Source organism: Stenotrophomonas sp. Steno-C18, from assembly GCF_056393195.1.
The window spans coordinates 140685-157182 of record NZ_JBWJOX010000008.1; the positions used below are offsets into that span (position 1 = coordinate 140685).

Genomic DNA, 16498 nt, shown 5'->3' on the forward strand with positions numbered 1-16498 from the left:
GTGGATAACCCTGGAATCCGCGTTCACCAGGCCGGAGAATCGAGCCGTTCAGCACAGGAGCTGTGGATAACAACGCCTCCTGATGGCCTGCAATCGCGCATCCGGACGATGCATCGGATTGGATGAGGCTGCAGTTTCATCCACAGCCTGCGCCGCATCTGTGGATATCCCAACAGGCACGTCTTGTTTCTCCGATCGATGGCGCCGAATCAGGCTCGGTGCCAAGCATTCTGCAGCGCAATCCCACGTGGAACCCAGCGATTTCCGCACACGTACCTAGCCCGGCGCATGTTTATCCACAGCGGGAGGCTCGCGATGCAGGGCTTTCCGGCGCAACGCAATCTGCACGCCGCCACGCGCTTCCCCTTCCAGGTGCGCTACCGCGGCCGCCTTCTGCTTCGTTTATCCACAAGCCCGTCGCTCGCCACCCAGCACCTGGCGCTCGTGTCCAACCGCTCCCTGCCGGTGCACAGCAGGGCAGGGCAGCAGCGCCCCATCCCGTTTCCACCGCTGCGCACCATTACGATTCGCGAAGCAAAAAAAAACGCCCCCGTTTCCGGGGGCGTTTTCCAGTCGCGTCATGACTTGGTGTTGCAGTATTACTGCACGAAGCCAATCTTCTTCATCTGAGCATTCTTGGCCTGGGCAAGGATCTTGGCCATGACTTCATACTCCGAATCCGGGCTTGCTTCGATGCGAAGTTCCGGCTGGTTGGTCGGATCCTTCTGTACTTCTTCTTCCATCTTCTGCTGCAGGTCAGCCACGTTCACCGGACTGTTGTTCCAGAAAACCTGGTTGCTCGCATCCACGCGCAGATCGATCGGCGGCGGCGGCTCGCGCAGCTGCGGCGGCGGGTTGATGACCCGCTGCGGCAGATCCACGGCGATCGGGTACGTCATGATCGGCGCGGTCACGATGAAGATGATCAGCAGCACCAGCATCACGTCCACGAGGGGCGTGACGTTGATGTCGGCCATTGGGCCCTTGTTGTTGCCACTACTGAATGCCATCGCTTATTGCCCCTTTTCTTTGGTGGCAACGAAACCGACGTCCAGCATGCCCTGACCCTGCGCGATCTTGGTCACTTCGTTGATCACGCTCATCTTGGTGGTCTTGTCACCACGCAGATTCAGCGGCGGCTGCGGCGTCTGCTGCGCAGCGGTGGCGAAACGCGATTCCAGGGTCTCCTTCGAGACCGGCTCGTCGTTCCAGTAGAGCGAACCGTCTTCCTTGACGGCAACCGTGATCGGATTCGGACGCTTTTCAGCATCGTCCGGATTCTGGATCAGGTTGGCCTCGGGCAACTCCACCTTGACCTTGTGGGACATCAGGGGAGCCGTGATGATGAAGATGATCAGCAGCACCAGCATGACGTCCACCAGGGGCGTCACGTTGATGTCGGCCATCGGGCCGCTGCTGTTACCACTACTGAAAGCCATAACGGGCTCCGTCTATATCGTTGCGAGGACTGCTCGGCTTACTGGCTCAGCGAACGCGCGAGCCAGTGGCGAAGAAGTCGTGCAGATCGTGCGCGAAGGTATCGAACTTGCTGATGGTCGCGCTGTTGATCTTGCTGAAGAAGTTGAAGGCGAACACGGCCGGGATAGCCACGAACAGACCGATGGCGGTCATGATCAGCGCTTCACCCACCGGGCCGGCAACGGCGTCGATCGAGGCCGAACCGGTTGCACCGATCTTGATCAGCGCGCCGTAGATGCCCCACACGGTACCCAGCAGACCCACGAACGGAGCGGTTGCACCGACGGTGGCCAGCAGGATCATGCCGCCCTGCAGCTTGTTGGACTCGCGGGTCACGGCCTGACGCAGGGCGCGATCGACGAACTCCGAACGGCTCAGGGTCTCGGCGGCACCGGCCTGCTGGTGGTGGGCAGCAGCCTGGGCAGCGTCCAGGGCGATCTTCGAGAACGGCTCGGAAGCCGGCTGCTCTTCCATGGCGCGGATGGCGTCCTGGGCGTTCGGGGCATCCCAGAACAGGCTCGGAACGCGGCCGGCGGCCGACTTCAGGCGGGCAGTACGGAAGATGTTGATGACAGTCCAGTACCAGGACATGGCCGACATCGCCACCAGGGTGATCAGCACGACCCAGGAGACGGCGAAGTCACCCGGCTTGGAGGTCATTTCGTGGATCAGGTGCTCGAAGCCCATCTGCGAGAGGGCGTTGTTTGCGTTGCCCCCGGCAGCAGCGGCGATGAAAATTTCCTGCAGCATGACGCTTACCTTTGTTGTGTGTGGTGTTAAAGGGTGTAGCTAAAGTTGAACCGTTCCAGCAGCGGCCAGTCCTGGCCGCCACACGGATCAGCTCAGCGCAAAGTTGACCGGGACGCGGACGCGACCAGCCGCCTTCTGTCCACCGCTTGAGGCGGGGTTGAACTTCCACTTGCGCGCCGCTTCCATGGCAGCACGGTCGAGGTCACGGTTGCGGCTGGACTTCTCGACGGCGACATTGGTGACGTTGCCGTTGGCATCGACATCAATGATCAGGATGACCTCGCCCTGGATACCGGCGCGGAAAGCGGCCGGCGGGTAACGCGGCGGGTTCATGTTCTTGGACGAGATGTCCACGCTGGCCTGGATGTCGACCGGCGGGGCGGGCGGAGCCGGCGGGGCCGGCGGCGTCACCACGTCATTCGGGCGCGGTTCCGGCACGTCGATCACCGGGGCTTCCGGCGGCGGCGGCAGCGGCGAGGGCTTCGGCGGCGCCAGGTTCTTGACCGGCGGCGGCGGGATGTCCTGCGGCGGCGGCGGCGGCGGCGGTGGCGGCGGCGGCGGCGGGGCGTCGACCAGCGTCACCATGACGTTGCGTTCCTTCTCCGCAGCGGCCTTCGGGGCCACGGCCGGGATCAGAAGCATCATCAGGGCTGCCAAGTGCAGTGCGATTACAAAGGCGATGCCAGCGATACGGGGCCAGCTCAGACCCTTATCCTTATCGCTGTCGTCGTACCTGTGGTGGAAGACCAATTGTTCCGTCATGCGCCAAGAGCTCTGTAGTGAGGCGGGGCAAGCATTACTGTCGCCCCTGAGATTCAGCGGTGCATGACACCGCAGGAACCTCCAAGCTTATACCAATCCTGACCAGCTGCGCATCTCAAAAACAGCTGTTCAGGCGTTATTCCTGCTTACTTCAGGTTGATGATTTTGTCGGCATCAGCCGGGTTTTTGACACCCTTGGCCTTTGCGTCCCGGGCAGCCTGCTTTGCTTCCGGGATACGGCCTTCCGAATGCAAAACCTTTGCCAGGTTCAGGTACGTCTCACCATCCTTGGACAGCGGAGCGGCCTTCTGCCAGGCCTCGATCGCCTGGGGGATCTGCTCGCTGTAGTAGTACGACTGCGCCAGGGCCAGGTAAACCTGGTAATCCGGCTTGAGGATGCCCTTCTCCAGGCCCTCGTTGATCACCGCAATGACGTCCCGTTCCTTGTTCTCGGTGTTTGCGTAGATCGAGTACAACTGCTTGTACTCGCGCTCTTCGGTGAGCTGTCCGGACGCACGCAGCTTGTCCATCACTGCGGCGGCCTTGTCCATCTGGTCGGCCTGCATGTACATGCTGGCCAGGTTGAGCTGGGCCTTCTTGTCCGAGGGGTTGCGGCTGGCCAGCGCCTCGGCTTCCTTGACCGCTTCACCGGTCTGGCCGGCTTCGGCGTAGGACGCCATCAGCAGCTGGTTCCAGTTGTCCTTCGGCTCGGGCGAGGCGGCAATGGCGGCGCGCAGCACCGGGATGGCCTCGGCGTACTTCTCGGTCTGGTACAGGGCCTGGCCCTTGATGATCAGCTCTTCGGGCTTGTTGGACTTGGACTCGGCGAAGTACTTGTCCAGGTTGGCCAGGCCTTCGGCGTACTGCTCGTCCTGGATCTGCAGCTGGGCCAGCATCAGCAGTGCCTGGTAGTGGCCGTTGTTGTCCAGCTGGTTCAGGGTGAGCGCCTGCTGCAGGTACTGCTTGGCGCCGGCGTTGTCGTCCAGGTTGTAGGCGGCCTGCGAGGCCAGCTGGTTGGCCACTGCCTTGTCGTAGTCGTTGGCAGCCTCGGCGGCGATGATTTCATCGGCCAGCGCACGGGTCTGCTCGAACTCGCTCTTGTTGTAGGCCTCGAACAGCTTCTGCAGCTTGCCGCTCATCTTCGAGGAAGCCTTGCCGTTGGGCTCCTGGCGGGTCGCCTCCGGGAACAGCACTTCAGCCTTGGCGCTACCACGGCCACCGCGACGCTCGTTGCGATCGGACGAACGCGACTGTGCAACGGCATCAGCCACCACAACACCACCGAGCGCGGTCGCGATAAGGACGGAAAGCACGGCTTGTTTATGGCTGCGGAAGATCATGGTTCACCTCGATGGGACCGCTTGGGAGCGGAGTTCGGACTATTCGGAAAGAAACCGAGCACGCAAACGTAGCAGAAATTATTTGACGGAGAAATCACTTCCGTTGGTGTACTGCAGCAATGTCCCGGGTCATCCGCACCGCGGGATCCGTCCGGCCTGGCGGGCCTGCTGGAAAACAGGCATCAGCGCCGGCGCATCGCGCTGCAGTTCACGGATGCGGTTGGCCGGGTCCGGGTGGGTGGAAAGCCATTGCGGGGAGCGGTTTCCGCTGGCCGCCATCATGTTCTGCCACAGGTTCACCGCCTGCGAGGGGTCGAACCCGGCCTGGGCCATCAGCCGCTGGCCAACCACGTCGGCCTCGCTTTCCTGGGTGCGCGAGCCGGGCAGCAGGAACATGGTCTGCGCCCCCATGCCACCGAGCTGGCTGACCGTGCTGGCCGCGCTTTCACCGTAGGCGGCGCCGGCCAGCACGCTGGCCACCTGCAAGAGCCCGGAGGCGCCCATCTGCTTGGTGATGCGTTCTTCGTGGTGGCGCGAAATGACGTGGCCGATCTCATGGCCGATGACGGCCGCCAGCTGGTCCTGGTTGCGGGCCACGCTGAAGATGCCGGTGTTCACGCCGACCTTGCCGCCGGGCAGGGCGAAGGCATTGGGTTCCTTGTCGACGAACACCGCCGTCTCCCAACGTACGCCATGGTACTGGGAGGGCAGCTGGGCGACGAGCGCGTTGACCACGCATTGCACGTAGGCGTTCTGCCGGGCGTCGCGGTTGACGGTTTCCTTGGCCTTGGTTTCGGCGAAGGCCTGCGCGCCCAGCTGGTCCAGCTGTTGCTGGGAAACGCCACCAACGACCTGGCGACGCCCGGTCGGCGATGTGGTGGTCGCGCAGGCGCCGAGCAGCAGGATGGCAGTGATGGCGAAAGCAGCGGCTTTCATGATGGATCCCCCACATTCATGGCTGCAGTGTGCGAGCGTCCTGCTTAATTTTTCGTCAACCGCGCGTTCGGCTTACTGCGCGCCGAACCAGACCAGCGCGCCGAGCGCGATGGCGTTGTTGATCGCATGCGCGGCGATGGCCGCCCACAGCGTCCCGGTCTTGCGGTACAGCCAGGCAAAGGCGATGCCCATGCCCCCGTAGATCAACCACAACAGCAGCATCTCCGGCAGCCCGTTGGGGCTGGTGCCGGGCACCTCGTGCACCAGCGCGAAAGCCGCGCCGCTCAACAGCATGCCCAGCCATGGGCGGCCGGCGGCCCACAGGCGGCCGAACAGGACGCGCCGGAACAGCAATTCCTCATAGGCCGGGGCCAGGAACACGGCGAAGACCACCAGCAGCAGGGGATAGTTGGCCAGTGCCTGTTCCATCAGCGGCAGGTTGGTCGGGGCCGGCTCGATGCCGAACTGCTTGCCGATCCAGCTGATCAGGCTGCTGCCAATGAACACGCAGGCCGCTACCAGCAGCGTCCAGCCCCAGGTCGTGCCGCGGCGGGCATTCCGGTGCGATTGCGCGCGCTCGGCCGGCGTGGCGCGACGACGCCAGAAGTACAGCACCAGTGCCGCGCCGCCGGTGGATATCAGCGCGATCAGGATCTGCGCCAGCGCGCCCGGGTCACCCAGCAGGCCCGACAATTCCTTGCCGGCCGGCATGCCATTGCCGTTCTTCGCGGCCTCCATGCCCACCATGACGCCACGCCACAGGCCCCAGGCCAGGCCACACACCAGGCTCAGGCACAGCAGGAAGCCGGCGGCGAGCAACAGGTCCGCGATGAAGCCGATGACCGGCGATTGCTTGCGTGCCATGGGCGGGGAGAGCGGGGGAGGGACGGACATCGCGGGCCTTTGCAGAGCAGGCGGTGGGCAGAAGACGGGCGCCATGGATGCCTGGCGCCCGGGTCTTGCGGCTGGATCTCTCAGATATCCAGGTTCATGACCTTCAGCGCGTTGTCCTCGATGAAGTCGCGGCGCGGTTCAACCACGTCGCCCATCAGGGTGCTGAAGATCTGGTCCGCTTCCACCGCATCCTCGATGCGTACCTGCAGCAGGCGGCGCGTATCCGGGTTCACGGTGGTGTCCCACAGCTGTTCCGGGTTCATTTCACCCAGGCCCTTGAAGCGCTGGATCTGGCGGCCCTTCTTGGCCTCTTCCATCAACCAGGCCTGCGCCTGCGCGAAACCGGTCACCTCGGTGCTCTTGTTGCCACGGCTGATGGTCGCGCCCTCGCGGATCAGGCCATGCAGCAGCTGCGACGCCTGGTGCAGCGGACGCAGCTCGCCGGACTCGAACGCGGACAACGGCAACACCTGGATGTGCTCCTCGCCCATGTGGCGACGGGTCACCAGCACGGCCGCCGGCCGCTGTTCGTTCGGTTCCTGCAGGGTCAGGGTGAAACGCGGCGTGCCCAGGCTGCCCTGGTTGAGATGCTTGGCCAGCGCATCCAGGCCTTCGCCCTCACCGGCGCTGCGCAGGTGCTGCAGGTCCATCGGGGTGAAATCGACCAGCGCCTCGAGCAGACCGCGGTCATAGCGGTGCGCGTTGCGCTCGATCGCATCCTGCGCGCCGGCGTAGACCATCAGCAGCTTTTCCAGCGCCACGCCCTCGATCGGCGGCTCGCCGGTGGCCGGTACCAGGGCGGCGTTTTCCACCGCGCTGTTGGCCAGGTAGGCATCCAGCGCCGGGTCATCCTTGAGGTACAGCTCGGTCTTGCCCTGTTTGATCTTGTACAGCGGCGGCAGGCCGATGTAGACGTAGCCGCGCTCGATCAGCTCCGGCATCTGTCGGTAGAAGAACGTCAGCAGCAGGGTGCGGATGTGGGCGCCGTCGACGTCGGCGTCGGTCATGATGATGATCTTGTGGTAGCGCAGCTTGTCCGGGTTGTACTCGTCGCGGCCGATGCCGGTACCCAGCGCGGTGATCAGCGTACCGACCTGGTCCGAGGCCAGCATGCGGTCGAAGCGTGCGCGTTCCACGTTGAGGATCTTGCCGCGCAGTGGCAGCACCGCCTGGTTCTTGCGGTTGCGACCCTGCTTGGCCGAGCCGCCTGCCGAGTCACCCTCGACGATGAACAGTTCCGACAGCGCCGGGTCCTTTTCCTGGCAGTCGGCCAGCTTGCCCGGCAGGCCGGCGATGTCCAACGCGCCCTTGCGGCGGGTCAGGTCACGCGCCTTGCGGGCGGCCTCGCGGGCACGCGCGGCATCGACGATCTTGCCGGCGATGACCTTGGCTTCGTTCGGGTTTTCCTGCAGGAACTCTTCGAGCTTGGCGCCGAAGGTGCTTTCCACCGCCGGCTTGACGTCGGAGCTGACCAGCTTTTCCTTGGTCTGGCTGGAGAAGCTCGGGTCCGGCACCTTGACCGACAGCACCGCGATCATGCCTTCGCGCATGTCATCGCCGGTGAAGCTGATCTTGGCCTGCTTGGCGATGCCGTTCTGCTCGATGTAATTGTTGAGCGTACGGGTCAGCGCGGCACGGAAACCGGCCAGGTGGGTGCCGCCGTCCTTCTGCGGGATGTTGTTGGTGAAGCAGTACATCGTTTCCTGGTAGGAATCGGTCCACTGCAGCGCCACTTCCACCACGATGCCGTTGGACTCGCCGGTCACCGCGATCACGTTCGGGTGCAGCGGGGTCTTCACCTGGGCCAGGTGTTCCACGAAGCTCTTGATGCCGCCTTCGTAATGGAAGTCATCCCGACGGCCTTCGCCGCGTTCGTCGACCAGGGCGATCTTGACGCCGGAGTTGAGGAACGAGAGTTCGCGCAGGCGGCGCGCCAGGATCTCGTAGTGGAACTCGACGTTGTTGTTGAACGCGACCACCGACGGCCAGAAGCGCACGGTGGTACCGCGCTTGTCGCTGGTTTCCAGCTTTTCCAGCGGACGCACCGCCGCGCCGTGGCTGAACTCCTGCTGGTAATGGAAGCCGCCCTGGAAGATATCCAGCATCAGCTTCTCCGACAGCGCATTGACCACGCTGACGCCGACGCCGTGCAGGCCGCCGGAAACCTTGTAGCTGTTGTCGTCGAACTTGCCGCCGGCGTGCAGGACGGTCATTACCACTTCGGCCGCGGACACTTCGCGGTCGAGCTTCTTGCTCATCTGCTCGTGCTTGCCGACCGGGATGCCGCGGCCGTTGTCCGACACCGACACCGAACCGTCGGCATGGATGGTGACGGTGACGTTGTCGGCGTGACCTGCCAGCGCTTCGTCGATCGAGTTGTCGACGACCTCGAACACCATGTGATGCAGACCGGTACCGTCATGGACGTCGCCGATGTACATGCCGGGGCGCTTGCGGACCGCTTCCAGGCCTTCCAGGGCGGTAATGCTGTTGGCGTCGTAATTGCCGTTCGTGGCCGGGGTGTTCTGTTCTTCGCTCATTGCGCTTGCCGTAGGCTCCGCAGGTCATGCACTGCCGGTACGGCAGGGGCATGGGGGGTAGGGGTGACGTTCCGATTATACCTACCGGGCAGATTTCCGCCCTGAAGGCTCAAACCACGGCCTGGAGCGTGCCGTGTTCCACGTGGAACATTGCCGCCGGGCGCAGCTCTTCTTCCAGGGCTGCCGGTACTTCGGTGGCGGTGATGAACACCTGGGCCGGCACCTGCGCCAGGCGGTGCAGCACCCGCCGCTGGTGATTGCGGTCCAGTTCCGAGCCCAGGTCATCCAGCGCGATGACCGGCCATTCACCGCGCAGGGCAGCGTAATCCTCGGCCTGGGCCAACAGGCAGGCCAGTGCGGTCAGCTTTGCCTGCCCGCGGGACAGCGCGTCGCGGCCAGGGATCTGCGCAAAGCCCACATCCCAGTCCGCGCGATGTGGTCCCACCGACGTGAAGCCGGCATTGCGGTCACGTTCGCGGGCCAGCAGCAGGGCATCCCCCAGCGATACCTCGTGGCGGCGCCACCCCGGCAGCAGTTCCAGGGTCTGCAACTGCAGGGTCGGGGCCAGATCGGCGGCAATGGCAATGGCCCGCTCCTGCAGACGTTCCACGTAGTGCTGGCGGCGCGAAGTCAGCGGCACGCCCGCTTCAACCAATTCCCTGTCCCAGGCATCAAGCTGATGGCCCGGGGCCCCGGCCTTGAGCAGCGCGTTGCGTTGCTTCAACGCCCGGGTGTAACGCCGCCACAGGGGGAGAAAGTCCGGTTCCACGTGGAACAATCCCCAATCGATGAAGCGACGACGGGGCTCGCTCCCCCCGCTGACCAGGGCATGGCTGCCCGGTTCGAAGGTCACCACCGCCAACGCGGCGCACAATGTGCCCAGTTGCGCGACATCCTCGCCATCCAGACGGCCCTTCCAGCTCTGGCCACCATGACGCAGCCCGGCTCGGCGTGGAACTACGGTCTCACCGCCGGCTCCGCGCTCTTCCCATTCCACAAAGACGTCCAGGCTGTCCGCACCTTTCTGGACCAGGCCATCGCGTACGCGCCCGCGGAAACTGCGGCCGTAGGCCATCAGATGCAGCGCTTCCAGCAGGCTGGTCTTGCCAGCGCCATTGGCGCCGGTAATCAGGTTGATGCCAGGGCGGGGCGCCAATTCCACCGAATCGAACCGACGGACGCGGTTCAGGGCAACACGGACGATATGCATTGACGCTCAAGTACCCAACCACCGCGCCATCCGCGGCGGACAAGGGCGCAGCTTAAAGCATCTGCCAACGGGGTGCGGGCAATACGCTCACCCAGGCGCTCCACGTGGAACACCTGCAATTTCGCGAATTCTGCAGCATCCAACCCTTCACGCCGTTTCAGATTTCACGAAATCAGGCCCCGCGCCCGGTGGGCCGTTCTTGGGGGCTTTTTCTTCGCGGGACAGCTCTGGGGGAAAGGTCTGTGTATAACTTCGGCAATCTGTGGATAAATTTGGCACTTTTCCACAGAGATCACCTTATGCACAGATATCCACAGGCTTGACGGCCACTTTTCAAGGGGGTTTCGAAGCTAATATATTTAGCTAAAACAGTCACTTAGCATAGTTTTACATGAAATCCGGCTCTACCAGCACCACCAAGCTTTTGATTTATTCTCAGATTTAAAGCATAGAGCTGCGAAAAAGCGTCGCCGCACCAGGGCCGGGACAAAGCGGCTCAAATGGCGAAATCCGGGAGTCCTGCACGCCACCTGACTTTCAGATTTGAAGAAATCCCCGGGCGCTGAGCTGGGTTCGAAGGCGCCGCGTGGAACCTGCCGGCCTTCTCGCCCCACGCAGGTATTCCGAAACCGCGGATATCGCCGTTTCTGGACTCGTCATGCGGCCCGATACCGGCAGAAGTCAACGAAACCAGGGGCAAACGGCGGACGCTGGGCGAAGCGGCATCGGGGATCTGCTGCCTGCGCGCTTCGCTTTTCGGCCGAACGGCTGCGGAACCGGCGAAATCTACGGTCCCATGGCCGGCCAAGCTCAACGGAACAGCCCGCTTGCCGAGCTTCTGCGGGAAAATGGCGTTCTCGATACCCATCAGCCGGGCAACCAGAACCGCAGCATCTCCCGTTACTCCGAAGATGGCCTCCAAGCCGGGGCCATCTGAGCCCGGAATCGGATCACAGTGGGAAGAACCCGGCGCTTGGGGCAGGTCCCGTCGCCGGAAATCGAGATCCAGGAAGGGAAAAAGCAGGCGGGGTGATGGCAGATGCGAAGTGCCGTGGGCCTTTGAGAGGAAATTGCGCGAGACCGGCTGCAATGGCGGTCCTTTGCCACCACCGCGAACGGCTTCCGAAACGTCCGCTCCGGAATCAGGTTCCACGTGGAACCTTGCAAGAAAAAAGCCCGGCATTCGCCGGGCTTCTTCATGTTCCACGTGGAACACCGGTCAGAGACGCAGCGGCATCACGACGTGGCGCGACTTCTCGCTGCTGGCTTCGCGCACCAGCGCCGAGGAGTTCGAGTCGCGCAGCTGGATGACCACGTGCTCGTCGCGCAGTGCAGACAGGGCGTCGAGCAGGTAGTTCACGTTGAAGCCAATGGCCAGATCATTGACTTGGGTATCGGCCTCGACTTCTTCCTGCGCTTCTTCCTGTTCCGGGTTATGCGCGCTGATCTTCAGCTGCCCCGGGGTCACCTCGACGCGAACGCCGCGGTACTTTTCGTTCGACAGAATGGCGGCGCGCTGCAGCGAAGCACGCAGGCTTTCGCGCTCGATCTTCACTTCGCGGTCGGCACCGATCGGGATCACCGCTTCGTAATCCGGGAAGCGGCCGTCGATCAGCTTCGAAGTAAAGGTCACATCGTCGCGCTTGACGCGGACATGGCTGCGGCCGACTTCCAGTTCCACCTCACGATCGCCGCCTTCCAGCAGACGCTGCAGCTCGGTCACGCCCTTGCGCGGCACGATGATCTGGCGCTTGCCGGTGCTGCTTTCCAGCTCGGTTTCGCACAGCGCCAGGCGATGGCCGTCGGTGGCCACGCAACGCAGGGTCTTGTCGCGCAGATCGAACAGCAGGCCGTTGAGGTAGTAACGCACGTCCTGCTGGGCCATCGCGAACGCGGTGCGCTCGATCAGCTCCTTCAGCGCCGCTTCCGGCACGGCAACGCGCTCGGTGGCTTCGACTTCGTCAACCGACGGGAAGTCGTTAGCCGGCAGGGTCGCCAGGGTGAAGCGGCTGCGGCCTGCCTGCACCGTGATCTTTTCGCCGGTCTGCGAAACGGTGATGCGGCTGCCATCAGGCAGGGCGCGGATGATCTCGAACAGCTTGCGCGCCGGAATGGTGGTTTCACCATCCTGGGCGTCTTCGACCGCGATGCGGGAGACCATCTCCACTTCCAGGTCGGTACCGGTCAATGAAAGCTGACCACCCTGCACCTGGACCAGGAAATTGGCCAGAACCGGCAGAGTCTGGCGGCGTTCAACCACGTTGACGACCTGGGCCAACGGCTTGAGAAAGGCTTCGCGCTGCAGTGTGAAACGCATGTGGTTTCGTGCCCCTATGCTTTTAAAAGATGTGGGTTAAATCAAAAGCTTGGTGGTGCTGGTAGAGCCAGATTTGGTTTAAAACACACCCAAGTATTTGTTTTCAAAAGGTTTCTATGCACTGAAACCCTCTGTACTACTGGCCCGGAACGGGTGGGGAATGCTGTGGATAACTTTCCGCGTTTTTGGAGACGCGTTTTTATCCACAACTTCCCCAACGTCTGCCCCCGAATCATGCACCGTTTTGTGCGATGACGCCTCTGCGGCGTCGGTGCATGATTCGTCCGGCTTCTTCCCTACGACCTATCCGGTGCCCCGAATGGCTTACTCACTCAACTTGCGGATGAGCTTGTCCCAGTCCTCGCGGAGCTTGCCGTCGGTTTCCATCAGCGTCTTGATCTGGCGGCAGGCGTGAAGCACGGTGGTGTGGTCACGGCCGGCGAAGGCATCGCCGATTTCCGGCAGGCTGTGCTCGGTCAGCTCCTTGGTCAGCGCCATGGCGACCTGGCGCGGACGGGCCAGCGAACGGGTGCGGCGCTTGGACAACAGGTCCTTGATCTGCAGGCCGTAGTAGTCAGCGACGGTCTTCTGGATGTTGGGAATGCTGATCGCCTGCTGCTGGGCACGCAGCAGGTCGCGCAGGGTTTCCTGGGCGAACTCGGTGGTGATCGCGCGGCCGGTGAAATTGGCGCGGGCGGTCAGGGTGTTGAGTGCCCCTTCCAGGTCGCGCACGTTCGAGCGCATCTTCTTGGCGATCAGGAACGCCACGTCATCCGGGATCTCGGCACCGCGTTCGCGCGCCTTGGCCAGCACGATGGCCGCACGGGTCTCGAAATCCGGCGGCTCGATCGCCACCGACAGGCCCCAGGCCAAGCGTGATTTCAGACGCGCTTCCAGGCCTTCGACCTCGCGCGGGTAACGGTCGCAGGTCAGGATGATCTGTTGCTTGCCGTCGAACAGCGCGTTGAAGGTGTGGAAGAACTCTTCCTGGGTGCGGTCCTTGCCGGCGAAGAACTGGATGTCATCGATCAGTAGCGCGTCCACCTGCTGGAACTGCCGCTTGAACTGGTCCATGGTCTTTTCCTGCAGCGCCCGGATCATCGCGCTGAAGAACTGCTCCGAACGCAGGTACAGCACCTTGGCACCCGGGTTGGCCTGGCGCATGGCATTGCCGGCGGCCAGCATCAGGTGGGTCTTGCCCAGGCCGGTGCCACCGTACAGCAACAGCGGGTTGTGGGCGCGGTCGCCGGGCTTCTGTGCCGCCTGGAACGCGGCGGCCAGGCCCAGCTGGTTGCTGCGGCCTTCGACGAAGTTGGTGAAGGTGTAGTGCGCATCCAGGTTGCCGTTGAACGGCACCACCGGTGCCGATACCGGCGCCTGGACGCCGCTGCTCACCGGCAGCGGGGCCGGCTCGGCCACGCGGGGGCGCGAGCCGATCTCCAGGATGACCTCGGAAAAACCGGCGAAATGGGCGAGCAGCTCGGAGATGCGCGACAGGTAACGCTCGCGCACCTGCTCGACGATGAAGGCATTGGGCGCGTACAGCACCAGGCTGTCAGCGCGCTGGTCGGCCTGCAAGGGCTTCAACCAGGTGTGGACATCTTCCGGCGGGAATTCCGCTTCAAGACGTTCAAGACAAAGAGACCAGGCATCCATCAGCAATAATCATCAAAGGCCTTGTCGGCAAGGCGCAGGAAGCCGCCGGGCCACAGGCCGGAACAGGGAAAAGTGGATGGCCCAGACTACCACCGCAGACCGGATGCGGGAATGCTTGTCCCGGATTTATTCACAGGCTCATCCACAAGCTGTGCACCGGCCTGTGAATATCCGTCGTTTCGGAAGCTTGACGGGGTGGTGGGCGCTTCTATAGAATTTCCGGTTCTTTCCGTCCCATTCATACAGGTGCCCCCATGGCCACCAAGCGCACGTTCCAACCCAGCAACCTCAAGCGCAAGCGCGATCACGGCTTCCGTGCCCGCATGAAGACCGCTGACGGCCGCAAGGTCCTGTCGCGTCGCCGCGCCAAGGGCCGCAAAGTCCTCAGCGCTTGATTGCGTTGCCGCTCTCCGCGGCACATGCAACTTCAATCGTGAGCAGTGCCTTCCCGCGCAAGCGATTCCCTCGCTCTGCGCGGGTTCGTACGCGCGCTGAATACTCTACGGTCTTCAACGGCGCCCGCCGTGTGTCCGACCCGCTGATGACACTCCACTGGCTGAAAGGGGATGCCCCCGCTCGGTTGGGTATGGCCGTGTCACGGAAGGTGGATACGCGTGCGGTCGGCCGTAACCGTATCAAGCGTGTGTTGCGCGATGCAACACGCCATATTTTGCCGTGCCTGGCCGGTGGCGATTTCGTCGTCGTTGCCCGCTCGGCGGCCAAGACGGCCAGCAATCAACAGATCCGCGAGGCGTTCGAACGCCTGCTGCGCCGTGCCGGCGCATTGCCCGCTGCGGGCGCGGACGGCACAATGCCGCCGCGCAAGGGCGCTGAACCCACTCCTTTGAACGCGCCGGATGCTTCGTCCGGCCGAGCCGAGCCAGCCTGCTGATGAACCAGACCCGTGTATTCCTGATTTTCGCCTGGCTGATGGTGGCCGTGCTGCTGTGGATGGAATGGGGTCGCGAGAAGAACGCGCCGGATCCGGCCACCGTGGCCGCGACCCAGCCGGCCGTGCCGGTGTCCAACGATGCCGACCTCGCCGTGCCCGGCACCGGTACTGTGCCGCAGGCCACCGTCCCCGGCCATGAGGCTCCGGCCGCCCCGGCGGTTGCCGGCGTCGAAGCGGCCAGTGCCGCACCGCGCGTGACCGTCACCACCGACGTCCTCAAGCTGGTGCTGGATGGCCGCAGCGTGCTCGACGCCGACCTGCTGCAGTTCCCGCAGACCAAGGCCGCCGGCAGCCCGCCGGTGCAGTTGCTGACCGAGGACAAGGCGCACCCGTATACCGCCACCGCCGGTTGGGCCAGCCAGTCCGGTTCGCCGGTACCTGGCGCCGCCGGTTTCCAGCCGGCCGGCAACGCCACCGAGGTGGTGCTGGCCGACGGCCAGAACCAGGTGCAGGTGCCGTTCGTGTGGAATGGCCCCAACGGCGTGAGCATCCACCGCACCTATACCTTCACCCGTGGCGAGTACGCCGTTTCGGTGAAGGACGAAGTGAGCAACGCCGGCAGCGCGCCGTGGCAGGGCTACGTGTTCCGCAAGCTGGACCGCGTGCCGTCCATCGTCACCCGCGGCATGACCAACCCGGACTCCTTCAGCTTCAATGGCGCCACCTGGTTCAGCCCGGAAGATGGCTACCAGCGCCGTGCGTTCAAGGACTACATGGATGACGGCAACCTCAACCAGACCATCACCGGTGGCTGGGCGGCGATGCTGCAGCACCACTTCTTCACCGCGTGGATCCCCCAGGCCGACCAGGCCGCGCTGTACCGCCTGTCGCAGAACGGCCCGCGCAACGTGATCGAAGCCAGCGGCCCGGGCTTCACCGTGGCACCGGGGCAGAAGGTCAGCACCGAGGCGCGCCTGTGGGTGGGCCCGAAGCTGGTCAACCAGATCGCCAAGGAAGACGTGAAGGGCCTGGACCGCGTGGTCGACTACAGCCGCTTCTCGATCATGGCGATCATCGGCCAGGGCCTGTTCTGGGTGATGAACCAGGTGCACAAGCTGGTCGGCAACTGGGGCTGGTCGATCATCGGCCTGGTGATCCTGCTCAAGCTGGCGCTGTTCCCGTTGGCCAATGCGCAGTTCAAGTCGCAGGCCAAGATGCGCAAGTTCCAGCCGCGCATCGCGCAGTTGAAGGAACGTTATGGCGATGACCGCCAGAAGTTCCAGACCGCGATGATGGAGCTGTACAAGAAGGAAAAGATCAACCCGATGGGCGGCTGCCTGCCGCTGCTGATCCAGATGCCGATCTTCTTCGCCCTGTACTGGGTGCTGGTGGAGTCGGTGGAACTGCGCCAGGCCCCGTGGTTTGCCTGGATCCAGGACCTGACCGCGCGTGACCCGTACTTCATCCTGCCGGTCATCAACATGGCGGTGATGTGGTTCACCCAGAAGCTGACGCCGGCCGTGGGCATGGACCCGATGCAGCAGAAGATGATGCAGTTCATGCCGCTGGTGTTCGGCGTGATGATGGCCTTCATGCCGTCCGGCCTGGTGCTGTACTGGGTGGTCAACGGTGGCCTGAGCCTGCTGCAGCAGTGGTACATGATCAAGAAGCACGGCGAGGACACGCTGCCGGCCAAGGTCGAAGCCAAGTAAGTCGAGGAGC

16 protein-coding genes are annotated in these 16498 nt (G+C 63.6%); 4 read left to right on the forward strand and 12 right to left on the reverse strand.

Annotated elements, in window-relative coordinates; translation table 11 throughout:
- Positions 1 to 288: 288 nt before the first annotated feature.
- Positions 289 to 630, forward strand: a complete 342-nt coding sequence (locus tag AC06FE_RS15945; RefSeq protein WP_478073598.1) for a hypothetical protein — start codon at positions 289 to 291, stop codon at positions 628 to 630.
- Here the strand turns inward: AC06FE_RS15945 and AC06FE_RS15950 are convergent.
- The 12 genes from AC06FE_RS15950 to dnaA form a co-directional block, all read right to left on the reverse strand.
- Positions 600 to 1010, reverse strand: a complete 411-nt coding sequence (locus AC06FE_RS15950) for an ExbD/TolR family protein (RefSeq protein WP_132864051.1) — start codon at positions 1008 to 1010, stop codon at positions 600 to 602. The genes AC06FE_RS15945 and AC06FE_RS15950 overlap by 31 nt on opposite strands.
- 3 nt (positions 1011 to 1013) lie before the next feature.
- A complete protein-coding gene (locus AC06FE_RS15955) occupies positions 1014 to 1439 on the reverse strand; it encodes an ExbD/TolR family protein (protein WP_132864052.1) in 426 nt (141 codons plus the stop codon).
- Between the two features lie 46 nt (positions 1440 to 1485).
- On the reverse strand, positions 1486 to 2229 hold the full coding sequence (gene exbB, locus AC06FE_RS15960) for a TonB-system energizer ExbB (RefSeq protein ID WP_132864053.1): 744 nt from the start codon (positions 2227 to 2229) through the stop codon (positions 1486 to 1488).
- Between the two features lie 87 nt (positions 2230 to 2316).
- Entirely contained in the window at positions 2317 to 2991 is a 675-nt protein-coding gene (locus AC06FE_RS15965) for an energy transducer TonB (RefSeq protein ID WP_132864054.1), read from the reverse strand.
- A 146-nt stretch (positions 2992 to 3137) separates the two neighbouring features.
- Positions 3138 to 4331, reverse strand: coding sequence for a heme biosynthesis protein HemY (locus AC06FE_RS15970; protein WP_132864055.1), 1194 nt, complete (start codon positions 4329 to 4331; stop codon positions 3138 to 3140).
- 129 nt (positions 4332 to 4460) lie between these two features.
- Entirely contained in the window at positions 4461 to 5267 is an 807-nt protein-coding gene (locus tag AC06FE_RS15975; RefSeq protein WP_313255805.1) for a M48 family metallopeptidase, read from the reverse strand.
- A 72-nt stretch (positions 5268 to 5339) separates the two neighbouring features.
- On the reverse strand, positions 5340 to 6206 hold the full coding sequence (locus tag AC06FE_RS15980) for a lysostaphin resistance A-like protein (protein WP_478073599.1): 867 nt from the start codon (positions 6204 to 6206) through the stop codon (positions 5340 to 5342).
- Positions 6207 to 6241: 35 nt separating this feature from the next.
- Entirely contained in the window at positions 6242 to 8701 is a 2460-nt protein-coding gene (gyrB, locus tag AC06FE_RS15985; RefSeq protein ID WP_192287190.1) for a DNA topoisomerase (ATP-hydrolyzing) subunit B, read from the reverse strand.
- Positions 8702 to 8810: 109 nt separating this feature from the next.
- Positions 8811 to 9911, reverse strand: a complete 1101-nt coding sequence (gene recF, locus AC06FE_RS15990; protein ID WP_478073600.1) for a DNA replication/repair protein RecF — start codon at positions 9909 to 9911, stop codon at positions 8811 to 8813.
- A 496-nt stretch (positions 9912 to 10407) separates the two neighbouring features.
- Positions 10408 to 11118, reverse strand: coding sequence for a hypothetical protein (locus AC06FE_RS15995; protein WP_478073601.1), 711 nt, complete (start codon positions 11116 to 11118; stop codon positions 10408 to 10410).
- Between the two features lie 12 nt (positions 11119 to 11130).
- Positions 11131 to 12228, reverse strand: coding sequence for a DNA polymerase III subunit beta (gene dnaN / locus AC06FE_RS16000; RefSeq protein WP_132864061.1), 1098 nt, complete (start codon positions 12226 to 12228; stop codon positions 11131 to 11133).
- A 324-nt stretch (positions 12229 to 12552) separates the two neighbouring features.
- Positions 12553 to 13884, reverse strand: a complete 1332-nt coding sequence (gene dnaA, locus AC06FE_RS16005) for a chromosomal replication initiator protein DnaA (RefSeq protein ID WP_132864062.1) — start codon at positions 13882 to 13884, stop codon at positions 12553 to 12555.
- 254 nt (positions 13885 to 14138) lie between these two features.
- Between dnaA and rpmH the strand changes: the two genes are divergently transcribed.
- Genes rpmH through yidC form a run of 3 tightly spaced genes read left to right on the forward strand, consistent with a single transcriptional unit; the run spans position 14139 to position 16488 of the window.
- Entirely contained in the window at positions 14139 to 14279 is a 141-nt protein-coding gene (gene rpmH, locus AC06FE_RS16010) for a 50S ribosomal protein L34 (RefSeq protein ID WP_132864063.1), read from the forward strand.
- A 38-nt stretch (positions 14280 to 14317) separates the two neighbouring features.
- On the forward strand, positions 14318 to 14776 hold the full coding sequence (gene rnpA / locus AC06FE_RS16015) for a ribonuclease P protein component (protein ID WP_478073602.1): 459 nt from the start codon (positions 14318 to 14320) through the stop codon (positions 14774 to 14776).
- Positions 14776 to 16488, forward strand: a complete 1713-nt coding sequence (gene yidC / locus AC06FE_RS16020) for a membrane protein insertase YidC (RefSeq protein ID WP_192287193.1) — start codon at positions 14776 to 14778, stop codon at positions 16486 to 16488. Before rnpA ends, yidC begins: the two co-directional genes overlap by 1 nt.
- Positions 16489 to 16498 lie beyond the last annotated feature (10 nt).

Coding starts and splice junctions, on each gene's coding strand:
- AC06FE_RS15950 (WP_132864051.1), bottom strand. CDS start 1,010: ATGGCATTCAGTAGTGGCAACAACAAGGGCCCAATGGCCGACATCAAC.
- exbB (WP_132864053.1), bottom strand. CDS start 2,229: ATGCTGCAGGAAATTTTCATCGCCGCTGCTGCCGGGGGCAACGCAAAC.
- rpmH (WP_132864063.1), top strand. CDS start 14,139: ATGGCCACCAAGCGCACGTTCCAACCCAGCAACCTCAAGCGCAAGCGC.
- AC06FE_RS15970 (WP_132864055.1), bottom strand. CDS start 4,331: ATGATCTTCCGCAGCCATAAACAAGCCGTGCTTTCCGTCCTTATCGCG.
- dnaN (WP_132864061.1), bottom strand. CDS start 12,228: ATGCGTTTCACACTGCAGCGCGAAGCCTTTCTCAAGCCGTTGGCCCAG.
- AC06FE_RS15965 (WP_132864054.1), bottom strand. CDS start 2,991: ATGACGGAACAATTGGTCTTCCACCACAGGTACGACGACAGCGATAAG.
- recF (WP_478073600.1), bottom strand. CDS start 9,911: ATGCATATCGTCCGTGTTGCCCTGAACCGCGTCCGTCGGTTCGATTCG.
- AC06FE_RS15980 (WP_478073599.1), bottom strand. CDS start 6,206: ATGGCGCCCGTCTTCTGCCCACCGCCTGCTCTGCAAAGGCCCGCGATG.
- AC06FE_RS15975 (WP_313255805.1), bottom strand. CDS start 5,267: ATGAAAGCCGCTGCTTTCGCCATCACTGCCATCCTGCTGCTCGGCGCC.
- dnaA (WP_132864062.1), bottom strand. CDS start 13,884: ATGGATGCCTGGTCTCTTTGTCTTGAACGTCTTGAAGCGGAATTCCCG.
- AC06FE_RS15955 (WP_132864052.1), bottom strand. CDS start 1,439: ATGGCTTTCAGTAGTGGTAACAGCAGCGGCCCGATGGCCGACATCAAC.
- AC06FE_RS15945 (WP_478073598.1), top strand. CDS start 289: ATGTTTATCCACAGCGGGAGGCTCGCGATGCAGGGCTTTCCGGCGCAA.
- gyrB (WP_192287190.1), bottom strand. CDS start 8,701: ATGAGCGAAGAACAGAACACCCCGGCCACGAACGGCAATTACGACGCC.
- yidC (WP_192287193.1), top strand. CDS start 14,776: ATGAACCAGACCCGTGTATTCCTGATTTTCGCCTGGCTGATGGTGGCC.